This window comes from Chryseobacterium sp. D764, from assembly GCF_019317325.1.
GTDB lineage: Bacteria > Bacteroidota > Bacteroidia > Flavobacteriales > Weeksellaceae > Chryseobacterium.
On record NZ_CP079219.1, the window covers coordinates 3,163,907 to 3,183,836 of the forward strand.

The 19,930-nt window shown below is 36.4% G+C and carries 17 protein-coding genes; 7 read left to right on the plus strand and 10 right to left on the minus strand.

Annotated elements, in window-relative coordinates:
- Positions 1 to 43: 43 nt before the first annotated feature.
- The 4 genes from ftsZ (at position 44) to KYG33_RS14290 (ending at position 4,975) form a co-directional block, all read left to right on the plus strand.
- Positions 44 to 1,957: a cell division protein FtsZ gene (gene ftsZ, locus KYG33_RS14275; protein WP_219071954.1), complete on the plus strand. Its 1,914-nt coding sequence runs from the start codon at positions 44 to 46 to the stop codon at positions 1,955 to 1,957.
- Positions 1,958 to 2,041: 84 nt separating this feature from the next.
- A complete protein-coding gene (locus KYG33_RS14280; RefSeq protein WP_047377988.1) occupies positions 2,042 to 2,488 on the plus strand; it encodes a GatB/YqeY domain-containing protein in 447 nt (148 codons plus the stop codon).
- 456 nt (positions 2,489 to 2,944) lie between these two features.
- Entirely contained in the window at positions 2,945 to 3,355 is a 411-nt protein-coding gene (locus KYG33_RS14285) for a BrxA/BrxB family bacilliredoxin (RefSeq protein WP_219071955.1), read from the plus strand.
- A 105-nt stretch (positions 3,356 to 3,460) separates the two neighbouring features.
- Positions 3,461 to 4,975 (plus strand): GH3 auxin-responsive promoter family protein, encoded by a 1,515-nt coding sequence (locus KYG33_RS14290; protein WP_077413165.1) that lies wholly within the window; start codon positions 3,461 to 3,463, stop codon positions 4,973 to 4,975.
- A gap of 71 nt (positions 4,976 to 5,046) precedes the next feature.
- Here the strand turns inward: KYG33_RS14290 and KYG33_RS14295 are convergent, their stop codons facing one another.
- The 10 genes from KYG33_RS14295 to KYG33_RS14340 all read right to left on the minus strand — a co-directional run bounded on the left by KYG33_RS14295 (position 5,047) and on the right by KYG33_RS14340 (position 14,418).
- Positions 5,047 to 5,457 (minus strand): hypothetical protein, encoded by a 411-nt coding sequence (locus KYG33_RS14295; protein WP_077413166.1) that lies wholly within the window; start codon positions 5,455 to 5,457, stop codon positions 5,047 to 5,049.
- A gap of 27 nt (positions 5,458 to 5,484) precedes the next feature.
- On the minus strand, positions 5,485 to 5,847 hold the full coding sequence (locus tag KYG33_RS14300) for a hypothetical protein (RefSeq protein ID WP_180564836.1): 363 nt from the start codon (positions 5,845 to 5,847) through the stop codon (positions 5,485 to 5,487).
- Positions 5,848 to 5,851: 4 nt separating this feature from the next.
- Positions 5,852 to 6,823 (minus strand): endonuclease/exonuclease/phosphatase family protein, encoded by a 972-nt coding sequence (locus tag KYG33_RS14305; RefSeq protein ID WP_175627164.1) that lies wholly within the window; start codon positions 6,821 to 6,823, stop codon positions 5,852 to 5,854.
- Positions 6,824 to 6,896: 73 nt separating this feature from the next.
- Positions 6,897 to 7,889, minus strand: a complete 993-nt coding sequence (locus KYG33_RS14310) for an endonuclease/exonuclease/phosphatase family protein (RefSeq protein ID WP_257468787.1) — start codon at positions 7,887 to 7,889, stop codon at positions 6,897 to 6,899.
- A gap of 9 nt (positions 7,890 to 7,898) precedes the next feature.
- Positions 7,899 to 8,627 carry a rhomboid family intramembrane serine protease gene (locus KYG33_RS14315; protein ID WP_077413169.1) on the minus strand — a complete coding sequence of 243 codons (729 nt, stop codon included), beginning with the start codon at positions 8,625 to 8,627 and terminating at the stop codon, positions 7,899 to 7,901.
- Between the two features lie 3 nt (positions 8,628 to 8,630).
- Positions 8,631 to 10,421 (minus strand): DNA mismatch repair endonuclease MutL, encoded by a 1,791-nt coding sequence (mutL, locus tag KYG33_RS14320; protein ID WP_077413170.1) that lies wholly within the window; start codon positions 10,419 to 10,421, stop codon positions 8,631 to 8,633.
- A 316-nt stretch (positions 10,422 to 10,737) separates the two neighbouring features.
- Positions 10,738 to 11,565 carry a YoaK family protein gene (locus KYG33_RS14325; protein ID WP_219071956.1) on the minus strand — a complete coding sequence of 276 codons (828 nt, stop codon included), beginning with the start codon at positions 11,563 to 11,565 and terminating at the stop codon, positions 10,738 to 10,740.
- A 19-nt stretch (positions 11,566 to 11,584) separates the two neighbouring features.
- On the minus strand, positions 11,585 to 12,079 hold the full coding sequence (locus KYG33_RS14330; protein WP_077413172.1) for a hypothetical protein: 495 nt from the start codon (positions 12,077 to 12,079) through the stop codon (positions 11,585 to 11,587).
- Positions 12,080 to 12,306: 227 nt separating this feature from the next.
- Positions 12,307 to 13,707: a sensor histidine kinase gene (locus tag KYG33_RS14335; RefSeq protein WP_077413173.1), complete on the minus strand. Its 1,401-nt coding sequence runs from the start codon at positions 13,705 to 13,707 to the stop codon at positions 12,307 to 12,309.
- A 3-nt stretch (positions 13,708 to 13,710) separates the two neighbouring features.
- Complete coding sequence (locus KYG33_RS14340; RefSeq protein ID WP_219071958.1) at positions 13,711 to 14,418, minus strand: response regulator transcription factor; 708 nt, start codon at positions 14,416 to 14,418, stop codon at positions 13,711 to 13,713.
- A 203-nt stretch (positions 14,419 to 14,621) separates the two neighbouring features.
- Between KYG33_RS14340 and KYG33_RS14345 the strand changes: the two genes are divergently transcribed.
- The 3 genes from KYG33_RS14345 to KYG33_RS14355 all read left to right on the plus strand — a co-directional run bounded on the left by KYG33_RS14345 (position 14,622) and on the right by KYG33_RS14355 (position 19,928).
- On the plus strand, positions 14,622 to 15,191 hold the full coding sequence (locus KYG33_RS14345) for a helix-turn-helix domain-containing protein (protein ID WP_077413174.1): 570 nt from the start codon (positions 14,622 to 14,624) through the stop codon (positions 15,189 to 15,191).
- Between the two features lie 603 nt (positions 15,192 to 15,794).
- Entirely contained in the window at positions 15,795 to 18,620 is a 2,826-nt protein-coding gene (locus KYG33_RS14350; protein WP_219071959.1) for a TonB-dependent receptor, read from the plus strand.
- Positions 18,621 to 18,629: 9 nt separating this feature from the next.
- A complete protein-coding gene (locus tag KYG33_RS14355; protein WP_180564840.1) occupies positions 18,630 to 19,928 on the plus strand; it encodes a DUF5690 family protein in 1,299 nt (432 codons plus the stop codon).
- Positions 19,929 to 19,930: the final 2 nt, after the last annotated feature.

The following is a 19,930-nucleotide window of genomic DNA, read 5'->3' on the forward strand; positions in this document are numbered from 1 at the left end:
TATCATCAATCAATTATCAATTATAATTATTAAAAGTATAGTTATGGAAAATATAGGTACACAAGGATTTTCATTTGATTTGCCAAAAGGAAATTCATCCATCATAAAAGTAATCGGTGTAGGGGGCGGTGGAAACAACGCTCTGAAGCACATGTACGAGAAAGGAATTCACGGAGTTGATTTCGTGATTTGTAATACAGATGCTCAGACTCTTGATAATAACCCGGTTGCTAATAAAGTTCAGTTAGGAACCACAATCACAGAAGGTCTTGGAGCAGGTGCAGACCCTGAGGTTGGTGAAAAATCTGCAATCGAAAGTATTGAAGATATTAAAGCAGCTATGGGACAAAACACCAAAATGGTGTTTATCACTGCCGGAATGGGCGGTGGTACCGGTACCGGAGCGGCTCCTGTCATTGCTAAAGTAGCAAAAGACATGGGAATTCTTACTGTAGGTATTGTTACCGTTCCTTTCAGTTTTGAAGGTAAAAGAAGACTTGATCAGGCTGAAAATGGTCTTGATAAACTAAAAAATAATGTTGATTCATTAATTGTTATCAACAACGATAAACTAAGACAGCAGTTCGGAAACCTTGGATTCAAGCAGGGATTCTCAAAAGCCGATGAAGTTCTAGCTAATGCAGCCAAAGGTATGGCAGAAGTTATTACAGGTTACTTTGATGTAAACATTGACTTTAGAGATGCTAAATCTGTACTTCAGAATTCAGGTACCGCTTTGATGTCTACAGGAACTGCTTCAGGTGAAAATAAAGCCGAAGAAGCGGTAAGAAAAGCCCTTGATTCTCCATTATTGAATGATAATAAGATTACAGGTGCCAAAAACGTTCTGTTATTGATCAGAAGTGGTGCTGAAGAAGTAACCATGGATGAGATCGGTATCATCATGGACCATATTCAGAAAGAAGCTGGAAACACCGCAGATATTATCTTCGGAGTAGGTGCTGATGAGGAATTGGGAGATGCAGTAAGCGTTCTTGTTATCGCAACAGGATTCTCTAACGACAATAAGAAATTTGCAGGACCTACAGAGAAAATCAGAATCAGTCTTAACGACAGCTTCGATGCTCCGAAAAACTCCCCTTTCAAAACAAGAGAGGAAAGAGAGTCTGCACCTGATACCACCTATGATTCCAGCAGAGCCAATCATTTCAGATTAGATGATGAAGACCACAGCACACAGTTCAAGGTTACATCCATTGAAAAAAAAATGATTCTTGAAGAAGAGCAGGTAAGACCCGAAATAAAATTCTCTGATAAAGAGGAAGATATTATAAACGCTCCTGAACAGGCGTGGAAAAACGAAGAAGAAAGTGAGCAGGAATACAGCTTATTTTCTATTGACGAAGAGAATGAAGATCCAAACGACCTGGAAATTCAGTCTTTCTCATTTGATTTTGAAAATAAAAAAGATGAACCGCAGGCAGGAACTCCATTCAGCAGCTCATTTACAGAAGAAAAACCTGTTGAATTCAGCTTCTTTGTAAACGAACCTGTGAGAAACGAGCCTAATACCGATTTCGGACAGCCAAAAGCAGAATTTAACAACCCAAGCAATGCTGCTGTAGCTGAACCGGCTCAGAAGATTGAAACCTTCTATCAGAAACAGGAAGAACCAAAAGCAGAAACAAAAACTGCTTTTGAAAACAAAACAGAAATTGAAGCTCCAAAAACGGAAGAATCAGAATTCACTTTTGTGAATAAAACGATCGACCAGGACAGAGTGATTGAAAGAAGAAATAAATTGAAAGAATTCAACTCACGCTACCAGAGCTTTGACAGCACGAGTGAGTTTGAATCTATTCCTGCTTTCAAAAGAAAAAATATTTCGATCGACGGAACCAATGCTTCAGATCAGAACATCAACACGTATCTGTCTGACAACAATGGATCTATGCAGATCAGAGAAAACAGATTTTTAAATAAAGACGTAGACTAAAATAAGTGTATTAATGTATTGATGAGTCACTCTGTAAAATCATCAATACATTAATCCTTTCACATTAGTACAAATAAGAATAACATGAGTTTAGAAAATATAATAAGCGAAGCTATAAAAACAGCCATGAGAGAAAAAGACAGAGTAGCTCTGGACTCTCTTCGTGCTGTAAAATCTCAGATTCTTCTTTTACAGACAGAAGCAAGAGGCGCTGAAGTTTCCGCAGAGCAGGAAATTGCTATTCTGCAGAGAATGATCAAGCAGCGTAAAGATTCTTTTGAGCAGTTTTCAGCTCAAGGAAGACAGGATCTTGCAGAAGTAGAAGAAGCTCAAATGAAAGTAATTGAGAAGTTTTTACCTAAACAACTTTCTGCTGAAGAACTTGAAACAGAAATTAAAAATATTATTTCTGAAACCGGAGCTGAATCTATTAAAGATTTAGGGAAGGTAATGGGAGCAGCATCAAAAGTATTAGCCGGAAAATCTGACGGAAAAAGTATTTCCGAGATGGCTAAAAAGCTCCTGTCTTAGTTGATAACTAACCGTTGACGGCGATCCATAACCCTTCAACTTATTTTCTATCAACTATTTATATTAGGATATACAACCTTTGCATATCGATTTGATTAAAGAAGCCCGGAACTTTTCAGTTCCGGGCTTCGCTTTCTTTGGATATTAAAGTTTGTTAATCAGTTTTGATTCTAAAACTGGAAAAAGAATTAAGATACTACCATATTTCATAGAGTATTTAAGTGATTGATTGCTTGAGGGAAAGCCTTAAATGTTTTTTTCATGGTCGTTTGTTTTTCAGAATCATTTCAAAATTAATAATAATTTTCCATTATTCCTAGTCTTAATTCACATTTTTTTGAATATTATTACAATATTAATATTTGATTAATTTTATATGACTAATCGATTGATAGTTTTTATATATTGAACAAACGCAAAGAAATGCTTAACTTTGTACAGATAAAAACAAAATATATGTATCCAACAGATTTAGTAATGCCTATGAAGGCAGAGCTTACAGATAAAGGTTTCCAGGACTTGACAACTCCAACTCAGGTAGAAGATGCATTGAAGCAGTCCGGAACTACATTATTGGTAATTAACTCCGTATGTGGTTGTGCAGCAGGTGCTGCAAGACCGGGAGCTGTATACTCTTTGACTGGAGATAAGAAACCTGATCATTTAACAACTGTATTTGCAGGATTTGATACTGAGGCTGTAGCTGAGGCAAGAAAACACCTTGCTCCATTCCCTCCAAGTTCTCCATGTGTAGCTCTTTTCAAAGATGGTGAATTGGTTCACATGCTGGAAAGACACCACATCGAAGGAAACCCTGCAGGAGCTATCGCAGCAAACCTACAGGCTGCATATGATGAGTATTGCTAAGAAACAATAATCTAAATATCAAACCGTTACAAATTTTGTAACGGTTTTTTTATTTAATCACGCAAAAAATTTTCAGAAAATTCAAATATCATTATATTTGTTGGAATGGCAACCAAAGCACTTTTCAATACCGTAGTCAACTGGTTCATCCGTCAGAGGATAGATCAGATACAGAATTTCATGGATCATCCCATTGAGACCCAGAAAGGTATACTCTTTTCCCAGCTGTTTCATGCAGAAGACACGGAATACGGTAAACTGTACGGATTCAATTCTATATCAAGTTATCAGGATTTTAAAAATAAGGTCCCGATCGTTACCTATGAAGAAATGGAACCTTATATTGAAAAAGCAAGGCAGGGTCAGAAAGATATAAGCTGGCCCGGGCTCATTAAACATTTTGCCAAATCGTCGGGAACCACCAATGCCAAGAGTAAATTTATACCCATTTCTGCAGAAAGCCTGGAATACTGTCACATGAAGGCAGGAAAGGATATGGTTTCCATTTACGCCAATAACCATCCCGAAAATCAGCTTTTTAATTATAAAAATTTACGTTTAGGAGGAAGTTCTGAACTGTATGCTGATTTCAACACAAAATTTGGGGATTTATCCGCTATTTTAATTGATAACCTTCCATTTTGGGTAGAAATAACCACAACCCCAAGCAAAAAAGTCTCATTGATGGGAGAATGGGAAAGCAAACTGAAGGCGATCACCTCTGAAGTAAAAAATGAAGATGTGGGAAGTATCCTTGGGGTACCAAGCTGGATGATGGTTCTCCTTCAAAAAGTATTAAAGGAAACCAATATCGGAAGTATTTCAGAACTATGGCCGAATCTGGAGGTGTTTTTTCACGGCGGAATCAGTTTCAAGCCCTACAGGGAGCAATTCAGACAGATCATCGGAAAAAACATCAATTACTACGAAATTTACAATGCTTCTGAAGGCTTCTTCGGGATACAGGACAGATCAGACAGTGATGAGATGCTTCTGATGCTGGATTACGGTATATTTTACGAATTCATTCCCATGGATCAGTTCCATTTTTCAAATCCGAAAGTGGTAAGTCTGGAAGATGTGGAAGTAGGTAAAAACTATGCCATGGTAATTACAACCAACGGCGGTCTGTGGAGATACCTGATTGGCGATACCGTTGTCTTTACATCAACCAATCCATTCAGAATAAAAATAACAGGAAGAACAAAACATTATATCAATGCATTTGGTGAAGAACTGATGATTACCAATGTGGAATCTGCCCTTTCAAAGGCATGTGAAGCTACGGGAGCGCAGATCACCGATTTCACAGGAGCTCCTGTCTTTATGAAAGGAAACGAAGGAGGTGCCCATGAATGGATTTTTGAGTTCAGTCAGCATCCAGATAACCTGGACCTATTTATTGATGCTTTTGACAAGCATTTAAAAACAATCAACTCTGATTATGAAGCAAAGAGATACAACAATTTGACGCTTAAAAGACCTATTGTACATATTGCTAAAACCAACCTTTTCTATCACTGGCTGGAAGCTAAAGGAAAACTTGGCGGGCAAAATAAGGTGCCAAGGTTGAGCAATGACAGAGAATATATTGAACCTTTGCTGGAAATGAATAAATAAAGATACAGAATATCCATTCTGGTCAATTAATAAAAAAAAGCCGTAACTCAATTAGAATTACGGCTTTTATTTTATTTACTTAAGTCTTCTTTCACTTTTTTCGCAGCTTCCTCTACTTTTGAAGCTCCTTTTTTCGCGGCTTCTTTAGCATCTTGTCCTACTTTATTTGCTTCAGTTTTGATATCCTGACCGGCCTTCTGAAGATCCTGTTTCGTTTTATCAGCTGTTGCATCAATTTTATCTTTAGCCTTTTGAGCTGCATCATCAATCTTATTACCAGCGGCATCTACTTTTGCTTTCACATCTTCTTTTGCATTGTTGATTTTTGCAGTATCAACAGTAGTTGGAGTTTCTGTAACGGTAGTAGTGGTTGTAGTAACTGATCCGTCAGCGTTATCTACCTGCTCTGTTTTCGTTGTTGATTTTGTACATGCTACAGTGAATACTGAGATCACCATTGCTGTAAGGATTTGTTTTTTCATATTGTCTATTTTTTAATGATATAGGCGTTATTGTGTTTTAGAGTCTGGACCCGAAGGCGTTTCTACAGACTTCTTTTTCTTTTCTGCATCTGCTTTTTTCTTTTCCTCTTCCTGTTTTGCTTTATTTTCTTTTTCAAGCTCTGCCTTTAGCTTGCTCTCCTCTTCCTGAAGCTTTTTAGCCTGTTTTACAGAGTCCAGATACTGGGGGGAAGACATTCTTATCTTTCGGGCAATATCTACTGAAACAGCGCCGGTAGAAAAGGAATCAACAGCAATAGTATCATAGTTCCTTTTAACATCCTGTTCCGCAGCGAAACCCGGAGATTCCTTCTTGGAACATGCAGTGAGAAGAATTGTGAAAATAAAAATCACAGACAGTATATTTTTCATGGAACTAATTTAGCAGAAATTCTGCAATTACAGGATAGTGATCCGATAATTTCACAGACTGATCTACTTTATAGCTTAGAGGAATAATAGATTTTGAACTGAAGATATAATCAATTCTCAAAGGTACTTTATAGTCATGAAAACTGCTTGCGCTTCCCTTTCCTGCTACTAAAAAGGCATCCTGAAGATCTTTTCCCAGATTATAATATTCATAAGAATTGGGAACAGAATTAAAATCTCCGGCTAAAATAACCGGGTAAGGTGATAAATCTACCATCTTTCTGATTCTTTTTACCTGATCTTCATGGGCCTGAAATGTAGGAGTCATGTGAGACAGCAATGTTGAAACATTTCCAAATCCAAGTGCATCTAACTTCGTAAACATTGACTTATGAAGTCTGAAAGGTTCAAGATAGACATTAATGATTCTGACTACCTTTCCATTGATATCAATATCAGCATAGAATGAATTTCCTCTTGCTTTCTCATCAATCAACTCTGCCTGTCTTACAATTTTATGTTTTGTTTTCAGAATAACAGAAGGATATTTTATAAGATCCCGTTTTATGGCACGGTTAGTATCTTTTTCCTGTACAAGAATAATATCTGCATCCTGTTCTTTAATGTAATTTTTCACTTTATCCCAACCATATTCTCCATATTTTACATTAAATGTCAATACTTTAATATCCCGTATTGTTTTTCCATTCTCTGTTTTTGGTGAAAAGTTGACCCATCGTCTGATGGGATTATAGAAGATAAGTGTACCCAGTGCAAAAGCGATAGCTATTTTTTGTTTTTTGAAGATCCATATCAGTGTAAGAATCAAATGTGCTAAGATCAGATAGGGGAAACCAAGTGATAGCAGGTTAAGGTAGCCCAAAAGATTAGGCGGAATCCATGCATTCCCTAATGTGCTTAACAGCAAAACAGCAATAACGATATGTATAAATAGTAATATCTGATTCGACTTCATGAAAAAACGGTCTTGGTACGCTTTTCTTTCAACAAAAATCCTACCAAGCAGATAACTTTAACTCTTTTTATGATTATTTGCTTTCCGTGGAAAATTTCACGATGACAGGATAATGATCTGAAATACTTACAGAACGGTCAACTTCATAAGATATTGCCCTTAATGATTTTGAAGAAAAAACATAGTCGATCCTGATTGGAAATTTATAGTCGTGAAAACTGGTTGCACTGCCCTTTCCGGCCGATAAAAATGCATCTTCAAGCCCATCCGATAAATGATAATATTCATAAGAATTAGGAACAGAATTGAAATCTCCTGTAAGAATAACGGGGTAAGGTGAGGTCTCAATAACCTGTTTGATCAAAACTGTCTGCTCCTGATGTTTCTTAAAAGTTGGAATCAGCCTTTTTACAACATCTTTTGCTTTTTGTTCGTTGGAATCGGTATTTCCATTAAGTCTTACCATATCTTTATCAAAGTGGAACGGATTAAGATATACATCAATAAACCGATATACCTTTCCATTAATCTCGATATCAGCCTGTAAACCAGGAATTCTTATATTTTCATCCTGTGGGTCGATAATTTTATGATTAATAATTTTATGTTTGGTCAAAATCGTTAACCCTGCTCCCGGATTTACTTTCTGATATCCCTCAAATTGATAATCTTTACCAGCATCTTCCTGTAAAAGGATAACATCTGCACGCTGAGATTTCAGATAAGGTCCAATTCCGGCATTTCCTCTTCCCCCTGCCCTCGTATTGAAAGAGACTATTTTTATTTCTGAATTTCCATTTTTAGGAGAAGAATAATTCACCCATCTTTTTACCGGGTTGATAAATGCAAGCCCTGCAAACATGAATACAAAAGCTCTTTTTTTCCAGCTGAAAACCCAGAATACCGTCAGAATGATATAAGAGATCATAAGTACCGGAAAACCTAAGGAAAGCAAGTTAAACCATGGGAAAACCTTCGGTGGAACATAAGCATTCAATAATGTACCCAGCAGTAAAAACAGAATTCCCAGATGCAGGATGAATAGTATGAGTCGGAAAACCTTCACAATCTTATTTTAATTGAATCTGTACAAATGCTTTTTCCAAATTACTGCCAGCAGCCATCCTACCAAAGCTCCCCCTACGTGAGCGAGGTGAGCAATGCCACCTCCATTCCCGGAGACACCAAGGAACACAGAAACAACAACAATAATTGGCAGAAGGTATTTTACTTTTATAGGAACCGGAATAAACATGATTCCAATTTTAGAATCTGGATAAAGCGTCGCAAATGCCGCTACAACTCCGAAAATAGCTCCAGAAGCCCCAACCATGGGTGTAGCTACAATGTCTTTGAAACTTTCAAGTAATTCTTTTTGTTTAAGAATGGAATCTGCATTCCCTGCAAACCCAACACTGGCACCTGACAAATATGCATTTACATTAAACCCCAGCTGTTCCAACTCGCTGGAAAGCTGCTGAACTTCTACAAAATTCCACAAATTGAAAAGGAAAAATGCACCTAAACCACTTGCAAAATATAAAATCAAATACTTTTTATCTCCTAATGTCTGCTCCAGAATGGGTCCAAAGCTAAAGAGCGTCATCATGTTAAATAAAATATGCATGATACTTCCGTGCATGAACATATGGGTAATAACCTGCCATGAATGGAAAAAAGGGGAGAACGGATAAAAGCCCGCGAGATAACCAATCATCTGGTTTCCCATGAAATAAGTAACAATAAATACTATAACATTGATTATAATAATATTCCTTGTAATGGGCGGTATATTGTTAAACATAATTTAAAATTTGTTTTTAAAATCATTAAACGGAACTTCATAATAGCATCTTTTTCCATCCGGCAAAAACTCCGGGAAACCTAGTGCTGTAAAGTCTTTGATAAGCTGTTCCGCATCTTTTTTATAAATAAAGTCAAATCTTGACTTGGACTGCATTTTGTTCCACTGATTATGGTAGTAATGCAAAAATTCGTCTTCTGTTTTGTATTCCAGAATTTCAAAAAGGTTCTCCAGGAATTTCATTGCCTGGGTTTCTTTCAGCCCTTCAGGAAGTGAATCTATTCGAAGTACGCTTTCATGAGCAATTTTCATGTCAAACCCTAATTCCGGAAGATATTTTTTGATCGAATTGTATTTTGTCTTCTCAATCTCATTCATATGATATTCCAGAGAGAAAAGAAGAGCATGGCTGTTTGTATTTGATTTTCTGGTAGATTTATTCCCTTCAGAAACCAATAATCTGTGCATTCTTCCGAGATCCAGCATCAAGGTCACATCACCTTTATTGAAAAGCCAGTAGCCATTTGGAAGCCTCATCAGATCTTCGTCAAAATCTTCATCTTCAAATAAATTAATCTTTGAAGGTTCAGCAGTAATATTCTGATGGTACATTTCTGTAAGATTCTGAATTTCTTCTGGATGCACTACATTTTTTTCTTCCAGAAACGGATTATAATCCTTATCTACAATAATCTCCGGCATTTTTACAAAACCACTTCCACCTCCGTTTCCTTTGCTTGGAATCGGTTTATTCATCATTTCATCCAACTCCGGATCTCTGTCGAAATCAAGGCTTGGAGAGACATTATAAATCCCTAACGACCTTTTGATGGTTGAGCGGAGCAAAGCAAAAATAAGATGTTCATCTTCAAATTTCACTTCGGTTTTCTGTGGATGGATATTCACATCAATTTTCTCAGGATCAAGCTCCAGGAAAAGGAAAAATGAAGGGACATATCCGGGCTGAAGCAATCCTTCAAAGGCTTCCTGTACTGCTTTATTGAAGTATGGGCTTCTGAAATACCTTCCGTTCACAAAAAGAAACTGTTCTCCTCTTGCTTTCTTGGCACCTTCAGGCTTAGCAACGAATCCATGAAGTTTACACCAGATAATATCTTCTTTGATAGGAATCAAAAGCGGCTGAAGTTTCCTTCCGAAAACATCTACAATACGCTGCATCTGACTTCCTTTTCTCAACCTGAAAACAGCTTCATCATCATGGAAAAGGGAAAACTCCAGATTTTCATGAGCCAGTGCAACACGCTGAAATTCATCAATTACATGTCTGAATTCAATATTGTTATTTTTCAAAAACTTCCTTCTTGCAGGAACGTTATAGAAAAGATTTTTTACTAAAAAATTTGATCCGTCTGCTGTCTGAACCGGGTCTTGAAACTGGAAAACTCCGCCTTCAATATAAATGTTGGTACCAATGGATGTGTCATTCTGTTTCGTTCTGAGCTCTACTTGTGAAACTGCGGCAATAGAAGCCAGTGCTTCACCCCGGAAGCCTTTTGTAGCAATCTTAAAGATATCTTCTGTTCCTTTGATTTTGGAGGTAGCATGTCTTTCAAATGCCATACGGGCATCTGTTTCGGACATTCCTTTTCCGTCGTCTACCACCTGAATAAGGTTTTTCCCGGCATCTCTGATGATCAATTCAATCTTCGTTGCATCTGCATCAATAGCATTTTCCAAAAGTTCTTTCACGATGGATGCAGGCCGCTGCACCACCTCTCCCGCTGCAATTTGGTTGGCTACATGATCCGGTAAAAGCTGAATAATATCTGACATAAAAACGTAAATCAACTTACAAAAATAGTCAATGGAAACGGGAATTAAAATACCAAAATCGTGATTTAATATTTAATTATCAACATTTTTACTTATTTATCCCCAACCATTTTTTTTAATGTTTGTAATGAAGGGCGTTAGCTCACTTATTAATCTGATCGGGAAATTTTCATTTTAACACCTTTGAAAAACAGGATAAAAAACAACAGATTTATAGATTTTTAAGACATTTTTAAAGAAAAACACCCCTATTTCATAATAAAATAAGGGCATTTACAGCTAGTTTATACAAAAAATCAATAGTGTGTTTTATATTTTAATCTTCAAAGACAAGCTTTCTTTTCTTCTCTCTTTTAGGAATTCCATGGATTTTATCATAGAGATATGCAAAGAGATTAGGCTTTTTATAAATCCTGCTATATCTATATTTCGTGTTAAAGTGTCGAACATGAATTTTATAAGCATCATACCCGATGACAATCAGAAGACACAGACTGATTACATAGAACACTCTGAATTCCAGATAGTAATAAGTCAATCCTGAGAACACTGCTCCCATGATATAGGCAAGCATAATACTCATCAGAAGTTTTGCTCTGCCAATCAGCTCTCCGTTTCTTCTGTATTTTTTCTGCGTAAACATAGACACCAGGATTCCTAAATCGGTGGTTGTTCCCGTAAGGTGGGTCGTTTTCACGGAGAAGTTGGAGATACTTGCCGTAAGACCGTTTTGCAGTCCGGTGGCAAAAAGCATCAATGCTACCAGATATTCTGTTTCCTCTAATGTTTTCTGATAGTAAAACTGCCCGTATATTCCCACAAAAAGGAGACATATAATTTCCAGCGCAATAGGCATAGAATGGGCAAAATATTTACTTTTCTTGTTAAAGTTGATAACGATAAAGTTGGACAGAAAACTTCCGAAGAAGAATAAAAAGATCCATCCTCCTACTACTCCTACCTGCGTCCAGTTTCCTTTACTTATTTCTGCTGCTAAAATAGCGTAGTGTCCCGTTACATTCGATGTAAAAGAGAGAAATATCAATAGGGAAGCAATATTTATAGTACCCGCCGTAAAGGCAGTCAGCGTCCCCAACCTGATATTATCTCCCAGTGTCCTGCTGTTACTATAATTTCTTAACATTTTTTTATTTGTGTTTTATTTAGACCTCTACAAAGATCTCTGCCAATCTTCCTCTTTCCGGAAGTCTTTCTCTTACTTCAACGGTAATTTCTTGGGATTGCAGTTCTTTGCATTTTTTGATGTAAGGAATCAGATCAAACTTACCTTTTCCCTTACTTTTGATAGATGGAGAATAATAAGCCTCTTCAATATTTTCTGCCTTTACATATTGGTTGAATGTTCTCTGGAAACTTCCTGTAAAAATATCACAAGTGATTTTATTAATCAGGTGGGGATATTTATTACTGATAATTCCATAGGCATCACAGAACTCTTCCGGTCTTATTTTATTAAAAACCGATGTTTTGGTTGTGAATAAAAGATCTCTGATAGAATCTCCGCCATCATACCCGGATGTCAGAAGGATATTATATTGGTTCTGATCTTCTGATGCATCTTTCTCCTTAAGTACTTTTTTCAATATATTCAATGACTCAAGAGAGTAATCTGTCGCAATTAAAATTGTTTTAGCCATGTTCTTTATTATTTTGTATTGTGTTTATCTTTTTTGATGATACAAAACTAGAACGACCACATTAGAACATCTTTGGAACGAAATTAAAATGTGATTAAAGAGATTAAAATGAGATTAGAAAATTGTTAAGGAGAGTTCATATAGCAAAAAACAAAATCGTAAAAGGACGAAATTGCTCATAGACATTGTTTGTTTCCGGATTGTTCTTCAGGCTGAATAAGATCAGGCTACTCTCCTTTCTGCGTACTATAGAAATTCGGGAAGCGCATCTGTACTGTAGTTCCCTGGTTTTCGTGTGAACTTACGATCAGTTCCCCGTGATGCATTCTTACGATGTTTCTTGCTAAAGGAAGCCCAATTCCATAGCCTTCATAGTTGTTCGTATTGGAAGCTCTGAAGAATGGGTCGTAGATTTTATTCATCTCTACTTCAGGAATTCCGATACCATTGTCTTTTACAATAATGTAGACATCTGTATTGGTAGCTCCCAAAGAGACTTTTACCTGCTGAAAATTAGAATATTTGCAGCCATTACTGATGATATTGGCTACCGCGAGATGGAGCAGCTGTTCATTTCCCTGTACTTTCAGCTTTTTCGGATTATCGGGAAGCATACTGATATCAAGATAAATATTATTTCTGGAATCTATTCTTCTTAGCGTTTCAATAACATCCCAAAGCAGCTGATCTATTCTTACCTTATCCATTTTCTGGATTTTCCCATCGAATCCGGTTTGGGCAATCATTAAGAGAGCTTTAATCTTTTTATCCAGCTTTTCAGCTTCATCCAGAATGATTCCAAGAGTTTCTTTGTATTCATCGGCTGTTCTGCTGATGGAAAGAGCAACATCAGCTTCTCCCATAATGGAGGTAAGAGGAGTTCTCAATTCGTGGGAAACATTTCCGATCAGGTGATTCTGAGTTTCAAATGAGGTTTCAATACGGTTGAGCATATCGTTGAAAGTATCTACCAACTCGTTCAGCTCTTTGTTATCAGGCTGAGACTCCAGCCTTAAGTGAAGATTTTCAGAACTTATCTCTTTTACTTTTCCTGTAATTTTTAAGATAGGTCTGAATAACGTTTTGGAAAGATAAAAAGAGAAGATCATACTGAAGAACAAAGAAAGAACGATACAGGTAAGCAGTGTTCTTTTTAAAAAGCCCAGATAATAAATGACATAATGATTTTTAGCTGAAGCAATAGCGATATAATCTTTATTATCATATTTAAAGCTTTGTCCTATATAATAGAATTCTTCATCATTATAATTGGACTCTCCTTCTTTGATAATATTTTTAAAGAAATAAGCAGGAATATGAACTTCCTGAGATATTTTTTTGAAATTGGAATCTCTGGGAACGGCAAAAACATAGTCCTTTTCCATTGGAAGTTCCTCATCATTCAGACTGTTGAGAATATAATTTTCCGGAAGGTCGAGATGATCTTTGCTTTTTTCAATCTGAACAATGGTCGCCGTTCTGATTTTTAGGAGCTCATAAAATCTCTGATGGGAAAAATTCACGATAGAAAAGTATACCAAACCACTGAACAGCAAAATGATGGCTGTAAAAACCAACATCAAAAGCACCATCGTTTTGGTCTGATTTGTAATCACTTTATTAAACATCCATTATGTTTTTTTCAACACATATCCCATTCCTATCACTGTATGAATCAACTTATTATCATCCTGGTTATCCATTTTTTTTCTTAAATAGTTGACATATACATCGACCACATTGGTTCCCAGTTCGTAGTTCACTCCCCATACTGCATCCAGAATTTCAGCTCTGGAAATTACTTTTTCCGGATTATTCAGGAAATATAGCAGGAGTTTATATTCTGTAGAAGTAAGCGAAATGTCTTCTCCTGCGCGGGTTACCTTCTTGGTATAATCATTCACCATCAGGTCTGAAAACTGAAAAACATCTTCATTATCAGGTTCAGATTCAATGGCTTCCTGCGGACCGTTGTTGTTGCTTCTCCTTAGCAAAGACTTCACACGTGCTACCAGCTCTATGAATTTAAAAGGCTTTACAAGATAATCATCTCCTCCGCTTTCCAGTCCAAGAACGATATTTTCAGAAGTTCCCAAAGCAGTTAGAAACAAAATCGGAACGCTCTGATTTGTTTTTCTTATCTCTTTACAGACATCCAGACCATTCATTTCCGGAAGCATAATGTCTAAAATTACCAGATCAAAATCGTTAGCCTGCACCAGTTGTACTCCTGTACGGCCGTCAAAAGCTACAGAAATTTCATATCCATTTTCCTGAAGTCCTTTTTTAATAAAAGAAACTACACTGGTTTCGTCTTCGATAAGAATAATTTTTTTCATAAATGAAATAAGGAGTTTCACAAAAATAGGGAAATTTTATTGGGGTGGACAAAAAGAGCAAGCAGAAGGCAAATTCAGTATTCCTTTTTCAATAATAATTTTCAATGAATTGATTCCCTACCTTATTCAAACTCTATATAATAATATTACCTTTGCTTTTAATAGAATGATGAAAAAATAATTCAGGTTAAATTACATAGAGTATGAACGACTTTTTAATAGGTATCGGCAAGAGATTAAAGGATATTAGAAAAAAGAATAATTTAACCATCAATGATCTGGCTTTCAAAGCGAATGTGAGTAACGGTCTTGTTTCCAGAATTGAAAACGGAAGGACGATTCCTTCACTTCCTGTCTTATTGGATCTGATTCAGTCTCTTGAGATTGATGCCAGCTACTTTTTTGAAGGGGTTGAGAAAAAATCCAATGCAAAATTCATCTATGTTCCGAAAGAAAGCCAGCAGGTAATAGAAAAAGAGGTAGAAGCTGAAGGATTCAAGTATATGCATATCTTCAGCAAAAGTCTTCATTCTTTGGGATTTGAAGCGGCACTCCTTACCCTTGAACCCAATTCAAAAAGGGAAAAAGTTATTACCGATGCCTGGGAATTCAAATATATCCTGAAGGGAGAAGTGAAATACGTGATTGATAATGAAGAAATCATTTTAAAAGAAGGTGATTCTCTATATTTCAATGGTAAGTTTCCTCACGTTCCGGTAAGCATCAGCGATGAAAGCTGTGTGATGCTTGTCCTTTATTTTTATACTGCTTAATCGCATTTTTTTTAACGCAAAGTTTTTTATTTGACTTTGTCATTCTGACGAAGGAAGAATCCTATTTACATTCAATAGTATAAAATTCTTCATTGCATTGCATTCAGAATGACAATTCTAGAGTAGAATCAATCTCATTGATTCTTTATGAGTACACGCATCACAAGAACGCTTCATCAGCGACAAAGTCGCAACCTTTGCATCCTTATAAATATACTGTTAGAATCATTAAACTTTGCGTTTAAAATAATAATCATTTTACTCATTCTTCTTCAATTTTTGATTTCCAGACAAAACAAAAGTTTACAAATATGCAATTTTTGATTTTCTACTTTCTCCCAAAATGAACGAAATATGAACCAAAACACCCCTATTTTAGATCAATTTCCCATTGAATAACTATAAAGCAATATTTATAAAAAACGTTGTGTGAACAAACTCTATCTCTGTTTTATTCTATTTTAAAAGATCAATTTCAATGGTTTCCAAAGTAAAATAGTCGTAATAAACAGTGTCTATTTGTTAAACAATACTTAATACAGAATATTTATATATATTAAAATTATTAGCTTGATTTGCATAAAAAATTTAATATATGTAAAAATGAAAGCAAATTTAGAGAAATTACTTACCCTTGTTTTTGTCTGTTTCATTGTCTTTGTTTCAGCACAGAAACAGTTAATTATAGGAACTGTTCTGGACGACAGCCAGCCTCTCCCCGGGGCCACAGTCAAAATAAAAGGCTTATCTAAAAATATAGCGACTGATATTGAAGGAAAATTTACCATCAATGATATCAAAGAAGGTCAGTACACGCTACAAATCAGCTACATCGGATATGAATCTACAGACATCAATGTAGATCTGAAGCCAGAACAAACGGTTGATTTGGGAATCATCAAACTTTCCCAGCCCCGAAAAAACATTGATGAAGTAGTCGTTACCAGAACGCTGAAAAATACGGAAGCAAGAGCGTTGAATCTTCAGAAAAATGCAATCAATATTACCAATGTCATTGCCTCTGACGGAATCGGAAAGCTACCGGACAGAAATGCGGCAGAGACCGTACAGCGTGTACAGGGAGTTTCTATTGAAAGAGACCAGGGCGAAGGAAGATTTGTTTCTCTGAGAGGACTTCCGCCATTCTGGGCTTCTACAACCATCAATGGAAACAGACTTCCTACCGCTGAGGAGGAAACAACATCAAGAGCAACAGCATTCGACTTTTTTCCTACGGAACTGATCTCGTATGTACATGTAAACAAGTCTTTTACCCCAGACATGGAAGCAGACGGAATTGGTGGTGGTGTCAATTTTATCACCAAGACTCCGCCAATGAAAACAGAATTCAAAGCAACTATTGGAAGTGGATATAATGCTAAAGCTGATAAAGGAGTTTACAACCTTGGATTTTTATATGGAGGAAGAACGAAAGATAAAAAATTCGGGTATTTATTCAACTTTGCCCATTTCATCAGAAACTGGTCTACAGATAACTTTGAAGCGAGGAGAAGTGGTGACGAAGGTGTTTTCAGACTGGAACTTCGTGATTATAACGGAGTAAGAAAAACAACAGGGATCAATACGGCTTTTGAATATGTATTGTCTCCAAAAACTACTTTCTATTTAAAAGGAATGTATGGTACATTATCGGATGATGAAACCCACTACAAACATAGAATCCGATTTGATAAATTCAGCAGCGCCAACAATACAGCGAGAGTAGAGCTTCAGAATATCCACAATTTATTAATTACAGAGCTTACTTCTGTCTCTTTGGGAGCCGTTCATAATTTAAATAAAGGAAAAATCGACTGGGACTTATCTTACTACGACAACAAATTCAAGTATGGAAACATTCCTGATAAACAGAACAATTCCTATTATGTCATCAAGTATACCCAATCTGGTGTAGGGATCAATCCAGATTACATTTCCAATCATGGAAATGGTCCCAGAGCCTACTGGAAAGCCGATGGCGGAAAATTAGATTATAAAAATCCGGATGCTCTGTTTAGTTTCTACAGTGATCCGAATTTTAAGATGGATGCTTCCCAGATGAGATTTACAGATCTTGAGTTCTATAAAGTTTTTGTAGAGGAAAAAGACAAAATCGTAGCAGCATTCAACCACGAAATTAATGCATCTGATAAACTGACCTTAAAATATGGTTTTAAATACAGAGATAAAGAACGTAATGCAAAGTTCTCTGATATTTTCTACAACTGGAACAATGGTACTGCCCCACTTCTGTCTGAGTATTCACAATATATCACAACACAGCCCAATGGACCGAAATATTTAAGTGAAATGAATGCTCATATCGGCAATACTTTTGGACCCGTACTTTCTACAACAGGAATGAACCAGTTCTGGTATCAGAATCAAGGGAATCTAAAGATTAATACGGCTGATTCCGAAGCACTGCAGTACAATAAAGCATTAGGAAGAAATTTTGATGTCTTTGAAAAACATGCAGACGCTTACGGGATGGCAACCTATAAACTGAATGATAAGATCATCATTTTAGGAGGAATCAGATTATCAAATACCAATACCAAAGTAAGAGGATACAGCGTAAATGATGATGTACTGACTCCAGTAGAAAACACCAAAAACTATCTGGCTGTTCTTCCGATGATTCACTTGAAATATACATTAAATGATAAAACCAACCTTCGTTTTGCTGCGACTAGAACTTTCTCAAGACCGAACTTTGGAGATCTCACCCCTGGAGGAACTTATATTGAAGCAGACAATGAGTTTAAAGGAGGAAACCCAAATCTTAATCCTACCTATTCTTTGAATTTTGATTTGATGGGAGAATATTATTTCTCCAACGTAGGGATTCTGAGTGGCGGCGTTTTCTATAAATCGATTACAGATCCTATTTTTCAGGATTCTTTTATCGGAAATTATAACGGAATTACGGGTGTACAATTTACAGCACCTAATAATGGAAAAGCAGCATGGCTTGGAGGTATTGAACTTGGAATTAACAAAAGATTCGACTTCCTTCCAGGGTTTTTACAATACTTCGGAGTACAGCTGAATGCCACATTCATGACCTCTGAAATGGAGAAGCCAAGCGGAAGAACGGTAGCACTGCCCTATCAGGCAAAAGAACTATACAACGCACAACTTTTCTTTGAGAAAAAAGGATTCAATGCAAGGCTGGCTTACAACTATAAAGGAAAGTATACTGTAGAATATGCTGAGGAAGATATCAACGATTCTTATTATGGTAAATACAGCAATCTTGATTTCGGAGGGTCTTATCAGTTTACAAAATATCTGACTTTATATGCAGATGTAAACAATATTCTGAACAAACCTCTGATCTATCACTTCGGTAAAAATGAAGACCGCCCTGAACAGGTAGAATATTACGGAGTACGATTCAATCTTGGAGTAAAACTGAACTTCTAAACCATTATCATGGCCAGAACCATCAATAAAAAAACATTAGTAACACTGAAAGCCGCTTTTGCTGCTTTTGGTGTTTACTTCTGCATGTACGGCTTCAGAAAACCTTTTACTGTAGCTTCTTTCGAGGGATTTTCCTATTTCGGAGTAGATTATAAGATTCTGATTATTATTGCGCAGGCAGTAGGCTATTTTATTTCAAAATTCATCGGGATCAAATTTATTTCTGAGCTGAAACCACAAAAAAGACTTACTTATCTGTTTGTTTTTATTGCCATTGCAGAGCTTGCCCTGTTAGGATTTGCAGCGGTTCCTGCTCCTTACAATATTATATTTATGTTTATCAACGGGATTCCGTTGGGAATGATCTGGGGAATTGTTTTCTCTTACATCGAAGGGCGAAAAACCACGGAAATCATCGGTCTGTTTTTATGTTCAAGCTTTGTCGTTTCTTCAGGATTTACAAAATCCGCAGGAAAATTTTTAATGGATACGTTCTCCATTTCCGAGTTCTGGATGCCGTTTTCAGCCGGACTTATTTTTATTATTCCATTGATTCTTTTCGGGCTGCTTCTTGAAAGAATTCCCCAACCTTCAGAAGAAGACATTTTGCTTAAAAACAAAAGACAACCGTTGAACGGCAGGGAAAGAAAAGCACTGATCCAACAGTTTTTTGTTCCCATCATGTGTATTATCTTTTTATATATCAGTTTAACGGTTTTAAGAGATTTCAGAGATAATTTCAACCGTGAGATCTGGGACGGACTGCATTTTACTTTTGACAGTTCCATTTTCACTTTAACGGAAATTCCTATTGCGGTGATGGTCCTTTTGATCTTCAGTTTCATGGTCAAAGTAAAGAACAACAAAAAAGCATTTGCCTACTATCACTATATACTTTTCATAGGAATTCTAACAGTAGGGCTTTCTACTTATCTTTTTCAGCAGGGCTCTTTATCTCCTTTTTTATGGATGACGATTTCCGGCTTCGGAATGTATATCTGTTATATTCCTTTTAACGGAATTTACTTTGACCGGATGATTGCCGCTTTTGAAATCAAAGGAAATGTAGGTTTTCTCATTTATATTGTAGATTCATTCGGGTATCTGGGAAGTGTTCTGATTCTTTTGTATAAAAATTTTGGTTCGGCTCAGACTTCATGGTTAAATTTCTATATCAACTTAAATTACATCATCACCGTTACCGTTTTCATTCTTTCGGTGATTGCTTTTCTGGCTTTCAGAAATAAATCAAAGCCAAAATCAAACTCTAATCAATTCATCAATTTCGATACATCGAAAATTTTATAAAT